The sequence below is a fragment of the Leptospira kobayashii genome (genome assembly GCF_003114835.2).
In the GTDB taxonomy this organism is placed as follows: Bacteria; Spirochaetota; Leptospiria; order Leptospirales; family Leptospiraceae; genus Leptospira_A; species Leptospira_A kobayashii.
Map to the genome: position 1 here is coordinate 3,429,870 of NZ_AP025028.1, position 18,117 is coordinate 3,447,986.

17 protein-coding genes and 1 tRNA gene are annotated in these 18,117 nt (G+C 41.7%); 5 read left to right on the forward strand and 13 right to left on the reverse strand.

Annotated features, from left to right (window positions below):
* Positions 1–43: 43 nt before the first annotated feature.
* On the forward strand, positions 44–595 hold the full coding sequence (locus tag DI077_RS15400) for a DJ-1 family glyoxalase III (RefSeq protein ID WP_109020978.1): 552 nt from the start codon (positions 44–46) through the stop codon (positions 593–595).
* On the opposite strand, the gene DI077_RS15405 is transcribed toward DI077_RS15400, so the two are convergent.
* From DI077_RS15405 to rpsT, 8 genes are all read right to left on the reverse strand, one after another.
* Positions 592–948 carry an STAS domain-containing protein gene (locus tag DI077_RS15405; RefSeq protein WP_109020977.1) on the reverse strand — a complete coding sequence of 119 codons (357 nt, stop codon included), beginning with the start codon at positions 946–948 and terminating at the stop codon, positions 592–594. The two genes, DI077_RS15400 and DI077_RS15405, sit on opposite strands and share 4 nt — an antisense overlap.
* 45 nt (positions 949–993) lie before the next feature.
* Positions 994–2,595, reverse strand: a complete 1,602-nt coding sequence (locus tag DI077_RS15410; RefSeq protein ID WP_109020976.1) for a carboxyl transferase domain-containing protein — start codon at positions 2,593–2,595, stop codon at positions 994–996.
* 2 nt (positions 2,596–2,597) lie between these two features.
* Positions 2,598–3,512 (reverse strand): alpha/beta fold hydrolase, encoded by a 915-nt coding sequence (locus tag DI077_RS15415; RefSeq protein WP_109020975.1) that lies wholly within the window; start codon positions 3,510–3,512, stop codon positions 2,598–2,600.
* Between the two features lie 3 nt (positions 3,513–3,515).
* Positions 3,516–4,556 carry a glucose-1-phosphate thymidylyltransferase gene (locus DI077_RS15420; protein ID WP_242935241.1) on the reverse strand — a complete coding sequence of 347 codons (1,041 nt, stop codon included), beginning with the start codon at positions 4,554–4,556 and terminating at the stop codon, positions 3,516–3,518.
* Positions 4,557–4,562: 6 nt separating this feature from the next.
* Entirely contained in the window at positions 4,563–6,398 is a 1,836-nt protein-coding gene (gene glmS, locus DI077_RS15425; protein ID WP_109020974.1) for a glutamine--fructose-6-phosphate transaminase (isomerizing), read from the reverse strand.
* A complete protein-coding gene (glmM, locus tag DI077_RS15430) occupies positions 6,383–7,759 on the reverse strand; it encodes a phosphoglucosamine mutase (RefSeq protein WP_109020973.1) in 1,377 nt (458 codons plus the stop codon). The genes glmS and glmM overlap by 16 nt, the downstream gene beginning before the upstream one ends.
* A gap of 97 nt (positions 7,760–7,856) precedes the next feature.
* A tRNA-Val gene (locus DI077_RS15435) sits at positions 7,857–7,929 on the reverse strand.
* Positions 7,930–8,084: 155 nt separating this feature from the next.
* Complete coding sequence (gene rpsT, locus DI077_RS15440) at positions 8,085–8,363, reverse strand: 30S ribosomal protein S20 (protein ID WP_109020972.1); 279 nt, start codon at positions 8,361–8,363, stop codon at positions 8,085–8,087.
* Between the two features lie 122 nt (positions 8,364–8,485).
* On the opposite strand from rpsT, the gene DI077_RS15445 reads away from it, so the two are divergent.
* The 4 genes from DI077_RS15445 to DI077_RS15460 are packed head-to-tail and all read left to right on the forward strand — an operon-like array spanning position 8,486 to position 12,107.
* Positions 8,486–8,770: a hypothetical protein gene (locus tag DI077_RS15445; RefSeq protein ID WP_109020971.1), complete on the forward strand. Its 285-nt coding sequence runs from the start codon at positions 8,486–8,488 to the stop codon at positions 8,768–8,770.
* Positions 8,767–9,771 carry an LIC_10450 family protein gene (locus DI077_RS15450; RefSeq protein WP_109020970.1) on the forward strand — a complete coding sequence of 335 codons (1,005 nt, stop codon included), beginning with the start codon at positions 8,767–8,769 and terminating at the stop codon, positions 9,769–9,771. Before DI077_RS15445 ends, DI077_RS15450 begins: the two co-directional genes overlap by 4 nt.
* Positions 9,768–10,565 (forward strand): hypothetical protein, encoded by a 798-nt coding sequence (locus DI077_RS15455; protein WP_109020969.1) that lies wholly within the window; start codon positions 9,768–9,770, stop codon positions 10,563–10,565. The genes DI077_RS15450 and DI077_RS15455 overlap by 4 nt, the downstream gene beginning before the upstream one ends.
* A gap of 15 nt (positions 10,566–10,580) precedes the next feature.
* Positions 10,581–12,107, forward strand: a complete 1,527-nt coding sequence (locus DI077_RS15460) for a thiolase family protein (protein ID WP_109020968.1) — start codon at positions 10,581–10,583, stop codon at positions 12,105–12,107.
* Between the two features lie 35 nt (positions 12,108–12,142).
* Here DI077_RS15460 and pheS read toward each other — a convergent pair whose 3' ends face one another.
* From pheS to DI077_RS15485, 5 genes are read right to left on the reverse strand one after another with little or no spacing between them, the layout of a single operon-like run.
* Positions 12,143–13,168, reverse strand: a complete 1,026-nt coding sequence (gene pheS, locus DI077_RS15465; protein ID WP_109020967.1) for a phenylalanine--tRNA ligase subunit alpha — start codon at positions 13,166–13,168, stop codon at positions 12,143–12,145.
* The gene (locus DI077_RS15470; RefSeq protein WP_109020966.1) at positions 13,165–14,559 is read right to left on the reverse strand and encodes a UDP-N-acetylmuramate--L-alanine ligase; all 1,395 of its coding nucleotides are present in this window, start codon (positions 14,557–14,559) and stop codon (positions 13,165–13,167) included. Before DI077_RS15470 ends, pheS begins: the two co-directional genes overlap by 4 nt.
* The gene (locus tag DI077_RS15475) at positions 14,556–15,170 is read right to left on the reverse strand and encodes a hypothetical protein (protein ID WP_109020965.1); all 615 of its coding nucleotides are present in this window, start codon (positions 15,168–15,170) and stop codon (positions 14,556–14,558) included. The genes DI077_RS15470 and DI077_RS15475 overlap by 4 nt, the downstream gene beginning before the upstream one ends.
* A gap of 1 nt (position 15,171) precedes the next feature.
* Complete coding sequence (locus DI077_RS15480; RefSeq protein WP_109020964.1) at positions 15,172–16,260, reverse strand: hypothetical protein; 1,089 nt, start codon at positions 16,258–16,260, stop codon at positions 15,172–15,174.
* Entirely contained in the window at positions 16,257–18,113 is a 1,857-nt protein-coding gene (locus DI077_RS15485) for a motility-associated ABC transporter substrate-binding family protein (protein ID WP_109020963.1), read from the reverse strand. Before DI077_RS15485 ends, DI077_RS15480 begins: the two co-directional genes overlap by 4 nt.
* Between the last annotated feature and the right edge of the window lie 4 nt (positions 18,114–18,117).

Here is an 18,117-nt window from a genome sequence, read left to right on the forward strand (position 1 = left end):
TAAAATACTTGAACGAAAGTTTAAATTTTGGGAACCTTTCCGTATGGCTTCCACAGTTCTTATCCCATTTGCCGAAGGTTTCGAGGAAATGGAAGGTATTATACTCGTAGACGTTCTTAGGCGCGGGAATGTATCGGTTGTTACAGCTTCATTGAATGAAGCACCGGTAGTCGCCGCGAGAAAAACAATTCACCTAACAGATAAAACATTACTCTCCGTAAAAGATCAAATTTTCGATATTATCATTTTACCCGGTGGACAGGAAGGGGCGAAAAATCTTCAAAATTCGGATTTGCTGAAAAAGATAATCTTCAAACACAGGGATCTGGGAAAAGAAATCGGAGCCATTTGCGCCGCACCGAATGTACTCAGAAACTGGGGGATCATCTCGGAAGAGGATAAATTCACCGCCTTCCCCACAAGTCTTATGTTAGGTGAAGGCGGGGTATATACATCGGACAGAATCGTTTCACATAATAAAGTGCTTACGAGTTTAGGGCCCGGGTCTGCTTTTGAATTTGCTCTTTTTATCTTGGAAAAACTGGAAGGAAAGGAAACCAGAATCAAGGTGGAAGCGGCGCTTCACTTACCTTAGTTTATTTCATCTCTTTCGGCGATAATTGCCTGAATGGCGGCGGCTTCGTCAGCATACACTTCCAAATGACTCTCCATTCCGGTAAGCTTAAACACTTTGGCAACGGAACCATGCACATGGCAAACTTTGAGATTGCCATGGTATTTTTTAAGCTTGTACATCGCAGTGACCAAAGTTCCGATCCCGGAAGAGTCCATAAACGGAACTTTCGCTAGATTCACTACAATCTCATACTGCTGAGTTTTGATCTTAGAATCGAGAATGTCCTTTAGCTCTTTGGCATTATAAAGGTCCACTTCTCCTTCCAGAGCAATCACTGGAATTGAATCTATTATGGTCTCGTGAATCAACATTTTGTTTGAGTTTTCATATCAAAAGGAAATGGAAAAGAAAAAAACTTACATCCTAAAAACGCCGAAAGGTTTTCTTTCTTCGTCTCGCTTGGAAACAATCGACAAGGCCCGCCCTAAAGTCACCCTAGTTTCGCTCGGGTCTAAAACCCCATCATCCCACAAACGTGCGGAACTGTAGATAGAAGAAGATTTTTTCTCATAATCGTCTAAGATAGGTTTTTTGAATTTGACTTCTTCTTCCGGAGTAAGTGTCTTTCCTTCCTTTTCCGCCTGATCCAGTTTCACTGTCCAAAGTACATTGGAGGCCTGCTCTCCTCCCATGACCGAAATTTTCGCGTTAGGCCACATCCATAAAAAATCCGGTGAAAACGCCCTACCGCACATTCCATAATTTCCCGCCCCGTAGGAACCCCCAATAACAACAGTTAATTTTGGTACGGTTGTAGTGGAAACCGCATTGACCATCTTTGCTCCGTCTCTTGCAATCCCTGCATTTTCGAATTTTTTCCCCACCATAAACCCTGTTATATTTTGTAAAAATAGAAGAGGAATTCTCCTCTGGTCGCAAAGTTCGATAAAATGAGCGGCTTTCAAAGCACTCTCGGAAAACAGTACTCCGTTGTTGGCAATGATCCCTACAGGATATCCGAAAATTTCGGAAAACCCACAAACAAGAGTCGTCGCATATAATTTTTTGAATTCATGAAAGCGGGAACCATCCACCAAACGGGCGATAATTTCCTTCACATCGTAGGATTTGCGGGAATCTTTTTGGATGATTCCGTAGATTTCCTCTCCCGGATAAAGCGGATCCTGAGAAGGTAGAGAAACCGTTTTCTTTTTGTGATTTAGATTTTTAATAATGGAACGTGTAATTTCAATGGCATGAAAATCGTCTTCCGCAAGATGATCCGTTACTCCGGAAACACGACAATGAACGTCTGCACCACCTAACTCTTCCGGTGTGACGACCTCACCCGTTGCCGCTTTGACAAGAGGTGGGCCTCCCAGGAATATGGTTCCGTTTCCCTTTACGATCACGGATTCGTCGGACATTGCGGGAATATAGGCTCCACCGGCAGTGCAAGATCCCATAACAACCGCTATCTGAGAAATTCCCTTTGCGCTCATATTCGCCTGGTTGAAAAATATTTTACCGAAATGATCCTTGTCCGGAAAAACTTCATCCTGCAAAGGAAGGAATGCTCCGCCGGAATCCACAAGGTATACACAAGGAAGATGATTTTTTTCGGCAATTTCCTGAGCACGTAAATGTTTTTTGACCGTAAGAGGATAATAAGTTCCTCCTTTTACGGTAGCGTCATTGGCAACGATCATACATTCCACGCCTTCAATCCGACCGATCCCAGTTATGATCCCCGCAGATGGAACAACATCGGGATAAACTTCATGAGCGGCAAGAGTGGAAAGTTCCAAAAATTCGGTATCAACATCTAACAAATGCTCAATTCTCTCTCTGGCGGTAAGTTTGCCTCTGGACTTGTGCTTTTCCTGCGCCTTTTCCCCACCACCTAACTTTACTTGTTTAATGGTTTGGCGAATGGGAACAACCAATTCCAAAAATGCGGATCTGTTTTCTTGGAACTCTTTGGCGGAGTTTCGGATGTTAGATAGAATGGTTTCCATGTTTATTCCTCAGGATTTATTTTATTGCGGGAGAAATGAAATGTTTTTGATTTATTTCTGGAATAGGAATCCACCAAATATTCGATCTTAACGGAAAGTTCCTCAGGGCATTCTTCCATTGGCAGATGTTTGGCGGGGACTGTAGCTAGGCCGCTTGTTCGAAGAGTCATTTTGATAAACTCGGTTTGATAAGGGGAAAGTCTGGTATCCTCGTCTCCAACGATGATTTGACGTAGTCCGATCAAAGATTTGACTCCGTCTTCCGCATCTCTCAAAGCATGAGAAGAACGATCCACATTATTCAGATACTCTAGAGTGTTTTTGCGGGCACTACCGGCAAATAACATCTGATAGGTGTCTTTTTCCCAACCTTTCTCGAACACAAATCCCTTTTTAGTTAAAAAGATTTGGTAAAAGAACCTAAGGAAAGGCGGACGAAACAAAAAAGACAATATGAATCCGAAAATAGGAATCCGAAGCAAACTCACCGGAAGATAAAAACGAAATTTCGGTAAATTCAAAAAGCCGTTCACTATGGTTAAGGACTTCACAAGCTCGGGGTGTTCTTTTAACAAAAAAGCAAGTATGGGTAAAGCGTAATCATGAACCACCACATGAACTTTTTTTTCACCTACCAATTTTTCCAAAAAGGAATACAAATGATATGCCTGCATTCTATGGGACAAAGGGGAATTCGGTCTTTCACTTAAACCCACTCCTAAAAAATCGGGAGCAATGACTCTGTATTTTTTTTCCAGAATGCCGATCAACTTTCTGTAATGATAGGAAGTTATTAAAAATCCGTGCAAAAGCAAAACGATCTCATCCTGTTTTCCACTTTCTCTGTAAAAAAAACGGACTCCGTTTACTTCCAAATATTTTCCCGAATTGATATGCTCTTGCAAAGAGGGATTCAAAACTTACTTACCTTCCAATAAATTCGAATACAAATTTCTCAAATAATCTTCTTCAAAATCCAAAAGATCCACGCTCCTACGAGCCATGATTTTTTTCGTATCGGCAAGGAAAGATTCCAACTGATAATGTTTTCCAGCGCTGATCCAGGTGAAAGGATGTTGGTATCCCGAAACTCTTGCATCCAACAAGTTGGAACCGATATCTACGACCGATCCCGTATTCAACATGACTCCGATGGCGATTTTGGCAAAAGGCCCCAATACCGAACCGAATTTGATCGTTCCGGTATTTGTTTCCGAATCACTTAACTTTAATTTTACGATACCGTAATTGTTTTTTAAATCGCTAGTGGTAGCCAAAGCTCCCAGATTCACCCAACTGGAAACAAAGGAATGACCGAGAAAACCTTCATGGTGTTTGTTGGCGTAATCCAAGATAATAGAATTTTCAACTTCTCCGCCGATCCTGCAATTTTTTCCGATCAAACTTCCGCCTGCAATTCTGGCATTATCTATTTGAGAAGATTTACCGATATAGAGGGGACCTTCCAAAAAGCTGAAGGAAGATATTTTGGCCCCTTCGTCCACAAGAATAGGTCCGGTCGAAGTATCGAAAACCACTCCTGGATAAACAGTGACACTCGGGTGAAGATAAAGATGTTTTTCCTTACCTACGATATGAAATCCCGATCCTTTGATTTTATAATTTTTACGGTATTTTTTCCAGTCCTTATTCAGACTGAGTATTTCTTCTATAATGGAAGTAACAACTCTTTGCAATTCCCAAGGCAAATAACTTTCGGCAAGAATCGTCTCATCATACGAAATCTCTTTAAAAGGTAAAAGATCCGGATGTCTTTGCAAAACGAGCCTGGTAAAGCCGGGATCATCTGCCGTATAATATATATTTGCTGACGGGTATTTGAATCGAAGTTTGTCCAACAAATTCATTCCCCCCAAATTCCATTCCAAGAAAGAGTGAAACCTGGAAATGGGGTCTAAAATTTTGGGGCGATTTCGTTCGTCAATTAGGATCGATTTCACGATTTTTTACTCAACGGTTACCGATTTTGCCAAGTTACGCGGTTGGTCCACATTGCATCCGCGTAAGATTGCAATATGATAGGATAACAACTGTAAAGGGACGACTGCAAGTAATGGAACCAAAGGATCTGCAATACTAGGAATCTCGAAAGTGAAATCTGCCATGGATTGGATTTCTTTGTCGCCTTCCGTTACGATGGCAATCACTCTTCCTTTTCTGGCTTTGACTTCCTGGATATTGGAAACCACTTTCTCATAAGATGCGTCTTTTGTTGCAATGAAGACAACCGGCATGTCCTCATCAATCAGTGCAATAGGGCCGTGTTTCATTTCCGCTGCAGGATAACCTTCCGCATGAATGTAGGAAATTTCTTTCAACTTCAAAGCTCCTTCCAAAGCCACTGGAAAATTGAACCCTCTTCCCAGATAAAGGAAGTTACGCGCTTGATAAAAGGATTTGGATATCGTTAAAATTTCATCCGCTTTGGAAAGTATCTTCGCCACTTTATCGGGAATCGTATCCAATCCGAATAACAATTCCTGGTATTGACTGAGAGAGATCGTACCTTTTTTGAGCCCGAGATACATTGCCATCATGGTAAGTATGGTAACTTGAGATGTAAACGCCTTTGTAGATGCGACCCCGATTTCAGGACCCGCATGCAAATAAGCGCCCGCATCGGAAGCACGTGCAATGGAAGAACCCACCACATTACAAACTCCGAAGATCAAAGCTCCTTTTGATTTTGCGAGTTCGATCGCCGCCAAAGTATCCGCAGTCTCACCTGACTGGGATACTGCGATGACGATATCTTTTTCCCCTACGACGGGATTGCGATAACGAAACTCGGAAGCATATTCCACTTCCGCAGGAATCCTTGCCAAATCTTCGAAAAGGTATTCGCCGATAAGACCTGCATGCCAGGAAGTTCCGCAACCGATGAGAAGTAGTCTGTCTGCATTCAAAAAACGATTCAGATACTGATCGATCCCGCTCATAAACAGATGGTGTTCTCTGGATACCAACCGACCTCTCATCGCATCTTTGATGGACTTGGGTTGCTCAAAAATTTCTTTGAGCATAAAATGAGGATAACCACCCTTCTCGATATCTTCCAAATCAAGTTCCAGTTTTTGGATAAAAGGAGTTTTAGTGACATTTTCCAGGTTTTTAACAGTGAGGCTTCCGTCTTTAATCACGGCCATTTCACGATCGTTCAGATAAGTTACGTTGTTCGTATATTCGATGATAGGTGTTGCATCGGAAGCTACGAAAAATTCGTCTTCGCCGATTCCTACAACGAGAGGAGATCCTTTCCTCGCGGCAATCATGGTGCGATCGTCATCTTTGGAAAGAACAACGATCGCATAAGCTCCTACCACTTCGTTCAAAGCAAGGCGGACAGCTTCGTCTATGGAACAATTGTTTTGTTTTTTGATCTCTTCGATGAGATGAATGAGAACTTCCGAATCCGTATCGGAATTGAATTTATGGCCGGCCTTTTCCAATTCCTTTTTGATTGCGGAATAGTTTTCAATGATTCCGTTGTGAATGATCGCAAGTTTACCGTCCGTCGAAGTATGAGGATGGGCGTTTTTATCATTCGGCTCTCCGTGAGTTGCCCAACGGGTATGACCGATCCCTACGGTAGCGGAAAGTGTTCTTGTGCCTATTTCAAGTTCAAGATCGGAAACTTTTCCTTTCTTTTTTACGATCTCGAGATTACCGTTTAACATTGCCACACCGGCACTGTCATAACCTCTGTATTCCAGGCGTTTTAATCCTTTGATGATGACGGGAAGAGCATCTCTCTTGCCTAAATAACCTACGATTCCACACATGATTTTACCCTCTTTAAGGTTTGTTGCAAGTCTTCGTTCGACTTTGCTTCTGCAATGACTCGAAATATTGGTTCGGTGTTGGATGGACGAATATGAATCCATCTGTCTTCTTCGGATAACCAAAGTCCGTCTTTTTCGGATGTTTTTGCTTTTGGAAATCCGTTTCTAAATTTTCCATAAAGCGTTTCCAAAGAAAAACCTTTTGGCAAAGGAAAAGATTGTTTTTCCATATGGATGGAAGGTAAGCCGGAAACAAGTGCATCAATGGTTTTATTTTCTTCCGACATCAGATTCAATATATGTCCGATACCGGACAGAGTGTCCCGTCCGAAAGAAGGAACTTTAGGATCAATGACTCCTCCGTTCCCTTCTCCTCCGAACACTGCTTTTTCGGCTAACATTTCTTCTACGACATTCGCTTCTCCTACTTTGGAGCGGATGACCTTGGCACCGAATAGAGAAGCGACATGTTCATTAAGAAAACTTGTGGATAAATTGACGACCACCTTACTCCCCTTTTTCGAAGAAGAAAGTATGTTTTGCAAAGCAAGGGGAAGAGTCAACTCCTCCGATATGGCGCCCAGCTTGGGAGTGAATAAAACCAAACGATCCGCATCGGGATCAAGTGCAAAACCTATATCTGCTTTTGATTTTAAGAATGCTTTTTCCGACGATTTCAAAGCTGCCGGTGTAGGTTCGGGAGGTCTGGGAAAAGTTCCGTCCGGTTTGCAGTTATGTTCAACCACAACGCAACCTAACTCGCGTAAGAATTTCGGAATTACAAAGGAGCCTGCTCCGCCGACAGCATCTACGAATACTTTGAATTTTTTCTTTTTGATCTTTGGCAGATTGATTCGTGCCAGTACCGATTTGATATGCAAATCTATATATTCTTCCCCGAAACCCACAGTGCCTTTGGGATGAATCATCTCGGGTGAAAACTGAAAACGTTTCAATTGATCAATCAAGGTTTCATTTTCCTTCGCATTGAAGAAAAATCCTTCTTTGGAAATAAACTTAAATGCGTTCCATTCCATCGGATTATGAGAAGCGGAAATCATGATCCCACCGCGTGCTTTCGAAAGTTTAACGACTGCCTTGGTAGTGGGAGTGGGAACCAGTCCCAAAGAAAGTATGGAAGAACCATTTGCCAGTAGAGCGGCCGTTAGTAGGTGTTCCAAATAAGGCCCGCTTGGTCTTGAGTCACGTCCGATCACTACGTTTCCATGATTCATCATGGTTGCGAATGACTGCGCAAATAATAAAGCTTCCGAAAGACCAAACCCGTTTGCTATTTTCCCTCTGACTCCGGAGATGGAAATCATCAGGTTGGACAAATCGTATTCTTTAGAAATTCTCATAAATTCTAATCCAAAATGGCGTTTCCAGAGGGGAAGTCTATTCTTTTAGGTTTTAGGAATGGAGGTTTGAAAAAGTAAATGGCGGAAGGAACGGATTTGGGCGATGACAGGATTGAACTGCCGACCCGCTGCTTGTAAGGCAGCTGCTCTCCCAGCTGAGCTAATCGCCCGTTCGTTCGTATAGTCATTAAAAAACACAGGACTTGGATGTCTAGAGTTTTAGAGATTTTAAAGTTTGGATTTCTTAAGAATTTAGGATTGCCCGAAAATAAAAAAGGCCGCAGCTCTCTGCGACCTTTTCATTCATTAGCTATGGGAAAAAATGTTAGGCGCTAGCCGGTTTAGCTAACAAATTGATTTTTGCAGCCATTCTTGCTTTCTTTCTATCAGCGTTCTTTTTATGAATGAGATTGGTTTTTGCAGCTCTGTCTATCTTAGAAGCGTATTTGGAGAAAAAGCCAAGAGCTTCTTCTTTGTTTCCTGATTTGATAGCTTTCAGCAAACCACGTGCGTATGTACGGATTTCCGTTCTGTCTTGTGAATTGCGCTCTTTTCTGCGCTCTGTGCGTCGAATGTCTTTTTTAGAAGATCGTAAATTAGCCAAGGAATGTCCCCTACGAGGAATTTTTACTTATCTTTTGAGTACCACTCTCCGGGTCAAGGCGAAAGAGAAAAAAATCCGAACCATTTCCCCCGGTTTTCGACCTTTCCAAAGAGAGGAAACCCATGTTTTACAGTTTACTGGAATTTGACAAAGAATTAGCAGAAATCATTACAGAAAAACATTTGGATTTAGGGCTGGTACTCAGATTCGCTATCCTTCAACTTTCCCGCGAGAAAGTCTCTGTTTGGGAAAGGGATTCTTCTTTTTCCGAATACCATAATAGAGTGAATCTCTCACGTTCCGATTTTTTTACATTATATCGCAAGTCTTTAGAGAACGAAGTTGACCCGAACGTACTTCTATCTTATGCTTTTACTGAAGCGTTATTGGATATATTGAGACTGTGACACCGGATAAAGGAAAAGGCAATTATATACGAATCGATTCTATCTCGGAAATAGATCCGAATCGTATGTCCATTTCCCAAATCAATCAAAGATTCATTGATAAAGATGACAATCGTTATGCGCTACGTTTCAACAAGGATACAAGACGCATAGAAATCATAAAGATCACTTCCGCTAAGGAATTTGAAGTAGTGAGCACAACGGGAGATACAAATATCCCTTCCAAACCCACTCTCTCATCGATCAAAGATTTATCCGAAACTTCCAAACGAATTCCCCCGAAAGAATCGGAAAATCAAAACACTCCTCCGGAAGAACCTACCGACTTTCTGATGGAAGGCGATATCGATCTGAATATTATGGATGGAACGGAAACAGTGTCCCATCCGTCCTCTCTCTCACTTGATTCCGATACATCTCCTTCTTTACAACCGAATTTGGAAACAACCGAATTTCGTCCCGCAAGAGGACTCATCGATCATTTCATCAAGATGCTTGGAACTTATAAGGAAAGATCAAACGCAATCATCAAAAACTTACAAGCATCCCGTATTTTTGAAATTACGGGAGATCCCTCAGAAAATAAAAATATTGTAGGGAATTTAGCTAGAGAATTTGAATCACAAGTTTTTGAAGCATTGGATAAAATGGTCGATTTGCATAAAGAAATGTCGTCATATCCTCGTCCAATTACTTATTATATCTCAAAAGCTCCCGCCGACAAACGGGAAGAGATGAAACTTATTGAGTCAGATAAAGATAAGCTGGACAATCTTCATCTATTTGAAATGCAAAGACATGCAGAAACTATCATTAAGGATTTGAAAAAACTAAGTCTTCAGTTGATGAATATTCTGAACTTGAAGACGGAAACACAAGTTAAACAATTACAATATCCCAACCAACTCATGTATGTCGATGCGAAGACTGCATCATTGTATTTTTCGCAAGACTTGGACAAGTCCATTATGGAGGTTGAGAACTGGAAAAAACAAAAATGAATAAAGAACTAGCTGAATCAGAAGTAAAAGCACTATTAGAAAAAATAAGAACAGACTATAGAGAAAATGCCAAACTCCACCCCAAGGCATTCGACATTGTAGAATTCGAAAAAAGATACCTTCAAATCCTCCAACTGAGAGGCAATATAACAAAGTTTATATCGGAAGAAGTGGTTTTTTTAGAACAACTCAAAAGTAAATACAAAGAACTGGTCGCAAAGAAAGAAGCCGGCAAAGGCGAAACACTCAACCGAATTATGGATGAGTCTTTGGAAAGATTGTCCAAATATTCCAAGATAGATTTTCATCCTATGGCAAAAACGGAAATCCGCTATTTTTACGGTGCCATGGTGGATTTTGCGGAAATAGAACTTCCCGTATTATTGAATATATTCAAAGGCACGATCGAATTTTCTCAAATCCAGGACAGCATAGTTCAAATAGAACGAATCGGTGTTACACGAAGAGGTATGCCTTCCTTACGAATCCAGGAGGCGGTCAAAAACTTTTTGGATGCAAACGGAAACACCGTAATGATTGAAAAAGTTTCTCAGAACCTTTTGAAGGACGGTTGTTTCGCTCTCAAAAATCTGGCGACATCCATCCATGAATTGGTGTCTAAAAACCGTGTGAATCCGGATCTGATCATCCGAATCAACGAAAAGGATTTTCCTAAGGCTTCCGCCGAATTCAACGGCAGAAAATTCGGCGAAAGTTTGGATCGGGTTACTGAACGATGCATAGGAATCATTCAAGATTTTAGAATGAATGCCTTGCTAGGTATGGATAATTAATTTTAATTATGCAAAATGACCCCTATTCTACTTGGCGTTGCCGATACAATTGAATCCGAATTCAATGCAGAGGAATACAAATCTTCCTCTGCTCTAGAAAAATATTATAAAATACTATTTCGTTCCGTTGATAAACTATTTACCTTTTTAGGAACGGACCGAACCAAAATAGCTCCCTACCTTACCGATTTTGTTTCCGTAGAAGCCCAATCTTTGGCAAGGGAAGGTTACGGTTTTACGGTTCGTGATGCCAATGATTTGGGATTCACAGGAATTGCATGTCATGTTGTGGATTTGGGTGGGGCCAGTGTGGGAGGAGCTCTTCAACAAGCTTACACCATCATTTCCTCCAATCCCGACAGTATTGTGTTAGTTGCCGCGGCGGATGTTCCCAAATCCGTATTCAAACAAGTCTCCGATTTAAAAAGACTGACTGCAACGGTTTGCCACAAGGATTGGGAGATCCCTTACGGCTCCACGCTCATCGGACTGTATGCGATCCTCGCAGAAAGATTGATGAAAGATTCGGGAGTAAACTCGGAAGATTTTGAAAAGATTACAAAGTGTTTCCGGGAGAAAGCAATTTCCAATCCGCGCGCTTTCCAATTCGAAAAAGAACTAACCGACAAACAGCTTCGCAAACCCCTGGCAGGTCCTTACTCCACTCCTATGATCGCAATCGTAACGGATCACGGATTCGCAACTTTGATCACGACCGAAGCCAAAAAACAAGAGTTAATCGACAAAGGGATTATCAGAAAAGACGCTGAACATATTTATCTCTCCGGCGCGGGCCATGCTGCCCATACGGAATATTTCATTCAGAAAAAAGATCTGGCGAGTCCCGCAGCCATCGCCGCAGAACGCGCGTTTTCCCTTTCCGGCTGGGAGAGAGAAGATATCGATTATGCCTGGATCTACGATTGTTTTACAGGCATGATCATTAACCAGGCGAGTTTGTATTTCGGAAAACCGGTAAAAGAAGTGGCGGCCGGTTTGCATGAGGGAAAAATTCCTACAGGCAATAGACAAATTCCCATCAATTTGGGCGGAGGAATTTTGAATTATCAGGCTGCCATGTCCCTCTCCGGCGCCGCAGGACTAATCGACGTGGCAAGCCAATACGGTTTGGCGGTAGATCCGATTCCAGGCCGCTTGAGTGAACCGCCTAAGGTGAGTTTATTGGGAGGAAACGGAGGAATCGACAGTATCAATTCTGTGATTATTTTTTCCAAAGAAGCTCCCAAAAAAGGGAGACGTTCCGCACAACCCACGCGCAATTTGGGAGTCAACGTTCCCGATGCAAAAGACGGAGAAGATGGAGTGATTCTATCGGCAAGTGCCGTACATTTCAATCCTGGCGGAGAAAAAAAACCGCCTTATCTGCTTTGCGCCGTAACAACTAACTCTGGTTCCATGTTACTTACAAATCTATTTTCCGCGGCAGGCGAAGAGATTAAATCCGCTGATACAATTGAAATCGGAAAAACGAAGGTAAAATTAAAAATCCAAAACGGAATCTTACAATCGCATCTGATTTAGACGTTTCGTTTTGAAGATCGAATGATCTTCAAAACTCAAAACTGTTTTAGAAACCGAAGATTGCCCGACTGGAAGTAACGAATGTCATGGATGTTGTATCGCATCATCACAAGTCGATCCAGTCCCAATCCGAAGGCGAATCCTGACCATTTTTTTGGATCAAGCCCCGCATGACTCAGCACATTCGGATGCACTAGTCCGCAAGGAAGCAATTCCAACCAACCGGATTGTTTGCAAACGGAACAACCCTTCCCTTCACAAACAAGGCAGTTGATATCCAATTCAAATCCGGGCTCTACGAAAGGGAAATAACCGGGGCGAAGTCTTGTCTTCACTTCTTTGCGGAATACACGGGACAATAAAGTCTCCATGGTATAGATAAGATGAGCGATGGAAATCCCTTCCCCCACTACCATTCCTTCAACTTGATAAAATGTATTTTCGTGAGATGCATCCACTTCTTCATAACGGAACACTCTGCCCGGAGCGATGATGCGAAAGGGAGGTTTTAAGTTACGAAGTGCACGCACTTGTATGGCGGAAGTATGAGTGCGAAGCAAGTTTCCATCCTTTGTATAGAAAGTATCTTGCATATCCCGCGCAGGGTGGTCTTCGGTAAAGTTCAATGCTCCGAAATTGTTTTCATCGGTTTCCACTTCCGGGCCATCCATAATGGAAAAACCCATGGATGTGAAAATATCCTCAATCTCGTATTGGATTTGGGAAATAGGATGAAGAGATCCTTTTTCTTTGGGTTCTTCGGTCCGCAAAACATCGAAAAATTCTGATTTGAGTTTTACTTCGTAGAACTCTTCTTTGATATTGCTTCTCTTCAATTCAACGATGGATTCGATCTTGGTTTGGGCTTCATTCGCGAGCTTACCCACTGTTTTTTTCTCATCTACGGAAAGGCTCGCAAGTCCTTTCAATACTTGAGTGAGCTTTCCTTTTTTCCCGATAAAGTTGTTTTTGTTTGTATCCAACTCTTCTTCGGATTGTGCCTGGGATAAAGTCTCTTCCGCTTCTACAATGATGGATTCGATTTCTTTTATGATGCTCATTTGATTTCTCTCTCTAAAACGAGTTTTGTCAACTCAGGATAAATTCCGCCGAAAGCACCGTTTGACATGGCAAGTACGATGATCTTTGATTTGGCGAGTTTCGGAATTTCTTTTTTGATTTGAACCAGTATGTCTTTCGGATCTTTGCAATAGAAGGAAGATGCTTTTGTTTTTGCCTTAGTATCTTTGACCAACTTTTTTACATTCAATCTCAATTTGGAAGCGACTTTGTTTACCTGATATACTTCCGTGATAAACACATAATCGGAACCTTTGAAGGACGCGGCAAAATCATCCTGGAAAACATTTCTATGGGACGTAGCGCTCCTCGGTTCGAACAAGGAAATGATTTTATAACCTGGATAAGCCTCTTTGTGCGCCTTGATTGTTTCCAATATGGCCACCGGGTGATGGGCGAAATCTTCAACGAGTAGAGAGGTTTCATTCCGAACAAGAACTTCCTGTCTTCTCTTCACTCCTGGAAATCTGAGAAATGCTTCCAAAATCTCCTTTTTCTTCGAAGGTGCGATCGCCAAACAAACCCGAACAGCCGCTTCCGCATTGCGATAATTATGCGATCCGATCAAAGAAGGTTTCAAAATGTTTTTGGATTTGTTTTCGCTCAAAACGCCTTTTACATAATTCAAGATGGAATCTTTTTCATTCAGCTCGAACGGTTCCACAGGTGCGTGTTTGTATCCGTCAATGATGGAATTCAAATTTTTGGACCCTTTCCAATACAAAACCTTTCCGGCCCCCGGCACAAGATTGAGAAGTCGTTTGAACATGACTTTGATCGCATCAAGATTTGCGAAAATATCGGCATGATCGAAGTCGAGAGCGTTTAACACCAGATAGAAGGGTCTGTAATGTAAAAATTTGGAACTTTTGTCGAAAAAAGCCGAGTCATATTCGTCCCCTTCGATTACAAAATAATCTCCCTTGCCAAGGGAAAATCCCGCATGACCGTCTTTGCGAATACCGCCTACAAATAGTCCCGGAGCAAGACCGATTTCGGAAAGTATCCAATGAGTTAAAAATGTGGTCGTTGTTTTTCCATGGGTGCCCGCGATTACGATCGGTTTTTTTCCTTTTAGGAAAAAATGACCGATTGCCTGAGCCATGCTCATGTACTCTTTACCCGAGTTCAGAACTTCTTCCACTTCGGGATTTCCTCTGGAAATCGCATTTCCTATAATAACTAGATCCGCATCTTTTACATTTTCTTTTCTATAACCGGATTTAGGCGAAAGTCCCCATTCCACCAACTTATCGGACATAGGAGGGTATAGATTTTCATCGGAACCGGATACATCATGCCCGATCTCTTTCAACATATAAGCGAGATTGCCCATAGCAATCCCGCCGATTCCCACTAAGAAAATTTTCAAAAACTCACCGTCCGAACGATATTATAAATAAACAAAGGAAAGAAGGCCAAGAACATAAAAAACAAAGCCGCCTTCAGAAAGAAAAAGAAAAACTCAGCCGTAGTCCAATGACGGATCATGGAAAGATACATATAGGAAAGTTGCAAAGAATACAAAGTACCTATTCCGATAAAAACGAGAGGGAAAGGAGGCGGCAAAATCCAAAAGATAGCCGTGGAAGTGAAAGGTAAAAAAGAAACCGTAAACACATGAGGTTCCGGGCCGTCCCAGTCTTGCAACCTATCACGCATTTTGTGATATAAACGGAAACTATCCAAAAGCCGGAATACGAAAATCATCAGAACATAAAACCCAAAGACGGAAAATACGCCTTGGAACAAAGTCAAACTGGTTTCTTCGTCCGTGTTTGTTACTTTAAAAACAAAAATCTGGATGAGATTACTCACGAACTTGGATAGGATTCCGAGTACGGCAAGACTCAAATGAGTCACAAATAAATCCCTTCCTCCTAATTCATGCTTTTGAAAATAAGATTCGAATGCCGATTTCGGGGAAAAGAAAACATCCCGTAGCAAATCCGAACGGGCCCTGGTAGAATGATTATTTTGCACCTTATTGGATTTTCTGATTGGGGCGTTCCCAACGGGAAGCATTTTTCACGTTCGTTACGGCCTGAATAAAGTTTTGAAAGGTTTCCTCTTTCACGAAACTTGGACTTTCTTCGAAATAAGGAGAAAGATCCCGAACCACAGGGCGATAATTTTGGTTCTTCCACTGAACTTTGGGATAAAAACGAATCTTCCATTTGTATCCAAGGGAATGTTTGACGAATAGATTTCCCTCAGGTTCCGGCTTCACGGCGTCTTTGGAGAAAGAAAGCCCCGGGCCGTTTTCATCATCCGGATACAGATCCGCACGAAGCGACTTTGTGCTGCTTTCCAAAGCATTTCCGATTTCAGGCGAGAGAACGATTCGTTCTCCCGTAGGGCGATTCCAATGATTCACATACGAATCATATTGATTTTTTTTTGCATTGTTCTCTGCAACAATCCTTTGTCCTTGTCCGGTGAATTCTATGGAAGCCAGATAACCGCCGCTATAGATAACAAACTGGCGTTCTCTGAAACTGAGAGAATTGTTTCTAAATTTTTCAATCAAATAGGAATAAGGAGAAATCACATGATCTTTTTCCCTGGCGGCAACTCTTGCGGTATCCGATTCCGTTTTTTTTCCGAAATACAAAGTTCTCCCTGGAAGATCATCAAATTTAATATCCAACAAATCTTCGTTCACCACCAAACGCGGAGCATCTTCTCCGATACAATATGACTTTTGAATCTCTTCCGAGGATGACTCTATGAATTTTGTTTTGAGAACACTCAGATCGGAAAATGAATTTTTCACATTGAAGTTTCCTTCGTAAGTGAGGATGTCCTTTTCATCCGGATGAAAATAAGAAACGGAAAAAATCGGGGATTTTCTCCAACCTCTTTCAAACATACGGAAAAAAATCGGATCTTTTCCGAAGGCAGGCTCTTTTTCTCCGCACCAGGTTTCTTTAGGTGGAAAATAAACAACCGATTTCCAATTTTCCTTCCAGTAATTGGTTTCGGTGATGTTTTCCGTTTTTTCCTCTAAAAAGAAAAATAGGAAAAACAGTAAAACGAAGGAAACAATAACATAGATTAAACGATTTTTCATACTTCAGTTAATGATTTTTTGCGTTTCGAATGAACATAATAAGCACCGATTCCCAGAATCAGACCCGGATAAAAGAATACCCCGATAGCCCAGACGATCAGCTTTTGATTGTCCGAAAGACTGACGGTTTGAACTTCTTCCTTTTTAGGAGGAATTTCCGCGATTCCCGTGTCCTGAAAAAGCCCAGTGACGGATGCATTCGCAAAATGACCGTTCATTACATAAGCAATAAACTGGTCCGTAATCCAGGAAGTGCCCGAATGAACAATGATCCTTCCTTTTTTGTCGTCACCCAGAGAAACAGGTGTTAGAACAACAGAAAGGATTAGGTTTTCTTTGGTTTCTTCCTTGTCTTGTTTCCCGTTATTGTTTTTATCCACAAACGCATCAGTGCCTGTTTCCAAAAGATTTGCCGACTTAAATGAAAAAGGTGTTTCGCCTGTAGATTGTGTCACAAAATAACCGCTATACGGGAAAAGAACTCCCAAATCTTTTTTAGGTAAAAGATCGGTAAGTTTGTTTTCGGAAAAACGTTTCGCTATGATAACTCCGGGCTTTTCCGCTCTTTCCATCAAAGGCTCTTTCTTGAATTGCAGCCCGGAAACTTTCAACAACCAATCGAAGTTTTCGTTTCCTTTCGGTTCGATCGTAATGAATAGTTTTCCGTTTTTTTCCAAAACGAATTTTTTGATCTCGGATTGTGCTTCCGGAGAAAACGGAACCGTTGGGCCCAGGATCGCCACCATATCTGCGTCAGCCGGAAGAACTCCCGGCCATCCTTGCGAAAACCCCAACTCGGCAACTTTAAAATTCAGAAATTGCAAATTCGTATTGAATCTGTTTACCTGTTCATTCGGTACGGAACGGAATCCCACACCGAATCTTTCCCCGTTCGAAGTTGTGAAATAAATCTTTTTCTGTTCCGTGGAAACATTAAAAATACCTGCGATTAACTTACGTTCCAGTTCTTCCAAATCACTCGGTTCTTTGGCAAAGATCTTTTCTTCCGCATAAGGGGTGTTACTATCCAATAAAGAATCTTTTTTGGATCGAATCACAATCGTTCCGTTGGAAGCTTGTCCGAAATCTTTCAATAAGTCGGTTTCCACATCCGCATTGATAAAATTGATCGTGATCAGAGGATTTTCGGTTTTGATCTGGTCGAGCAATATCTCAACATCCGGACGTATCTTGGTCAAGCTGAAGGAGCTTGCAGGACCGTCCGCTTCCAAAGGCCTGGGATAAAAAGCGGTGATCGTTGTTTCTTTGTGAATCTGCTTCAAAAGATTTCTGGAGATGGGAGAAAGAGAATACTTTCCCTTCGAACTCAAATCAAAATTATAATTTCGTTTGATGGCAAAATAATTGAACGCAACTAGCACAGGCAAAACCAATAAAAAACCGAGCAGAGCATTTTGTAATAGAGAACTTTTTGTTTTGCTGAGATTGCTCTGAGCTTCCAGAGAGGACTTTCCGATTTCAGTAAATAACACCTGCAATAAAAATGCAAATGAGAATACAACGATGATCAAAAGTAAAAACTCCCGTACTTTCGGAATGGAGCTGATTTCGGAATTGATTCCTGCGATCATTTGATTGTCGAGATAATCCCTAAGCAAAGAAAACCCGAATGCGGACAATCCGAGAGCCGTGCCGATATAACGGTTGCTGTCTTCTTTCCGAAAACGATGCGCAATCATCCGATAAACAGAATCAGATAACAGAAACAAGGTGATTGCCAGAAGCCATACGATCCTACGGGAAGGATCCGTGATCATTCCATCCAACAAAAAGAACAAAAACAGGGAAACTACACTGATAAAAGGAAAAATACGATCGATTGAAACTAACACAGAA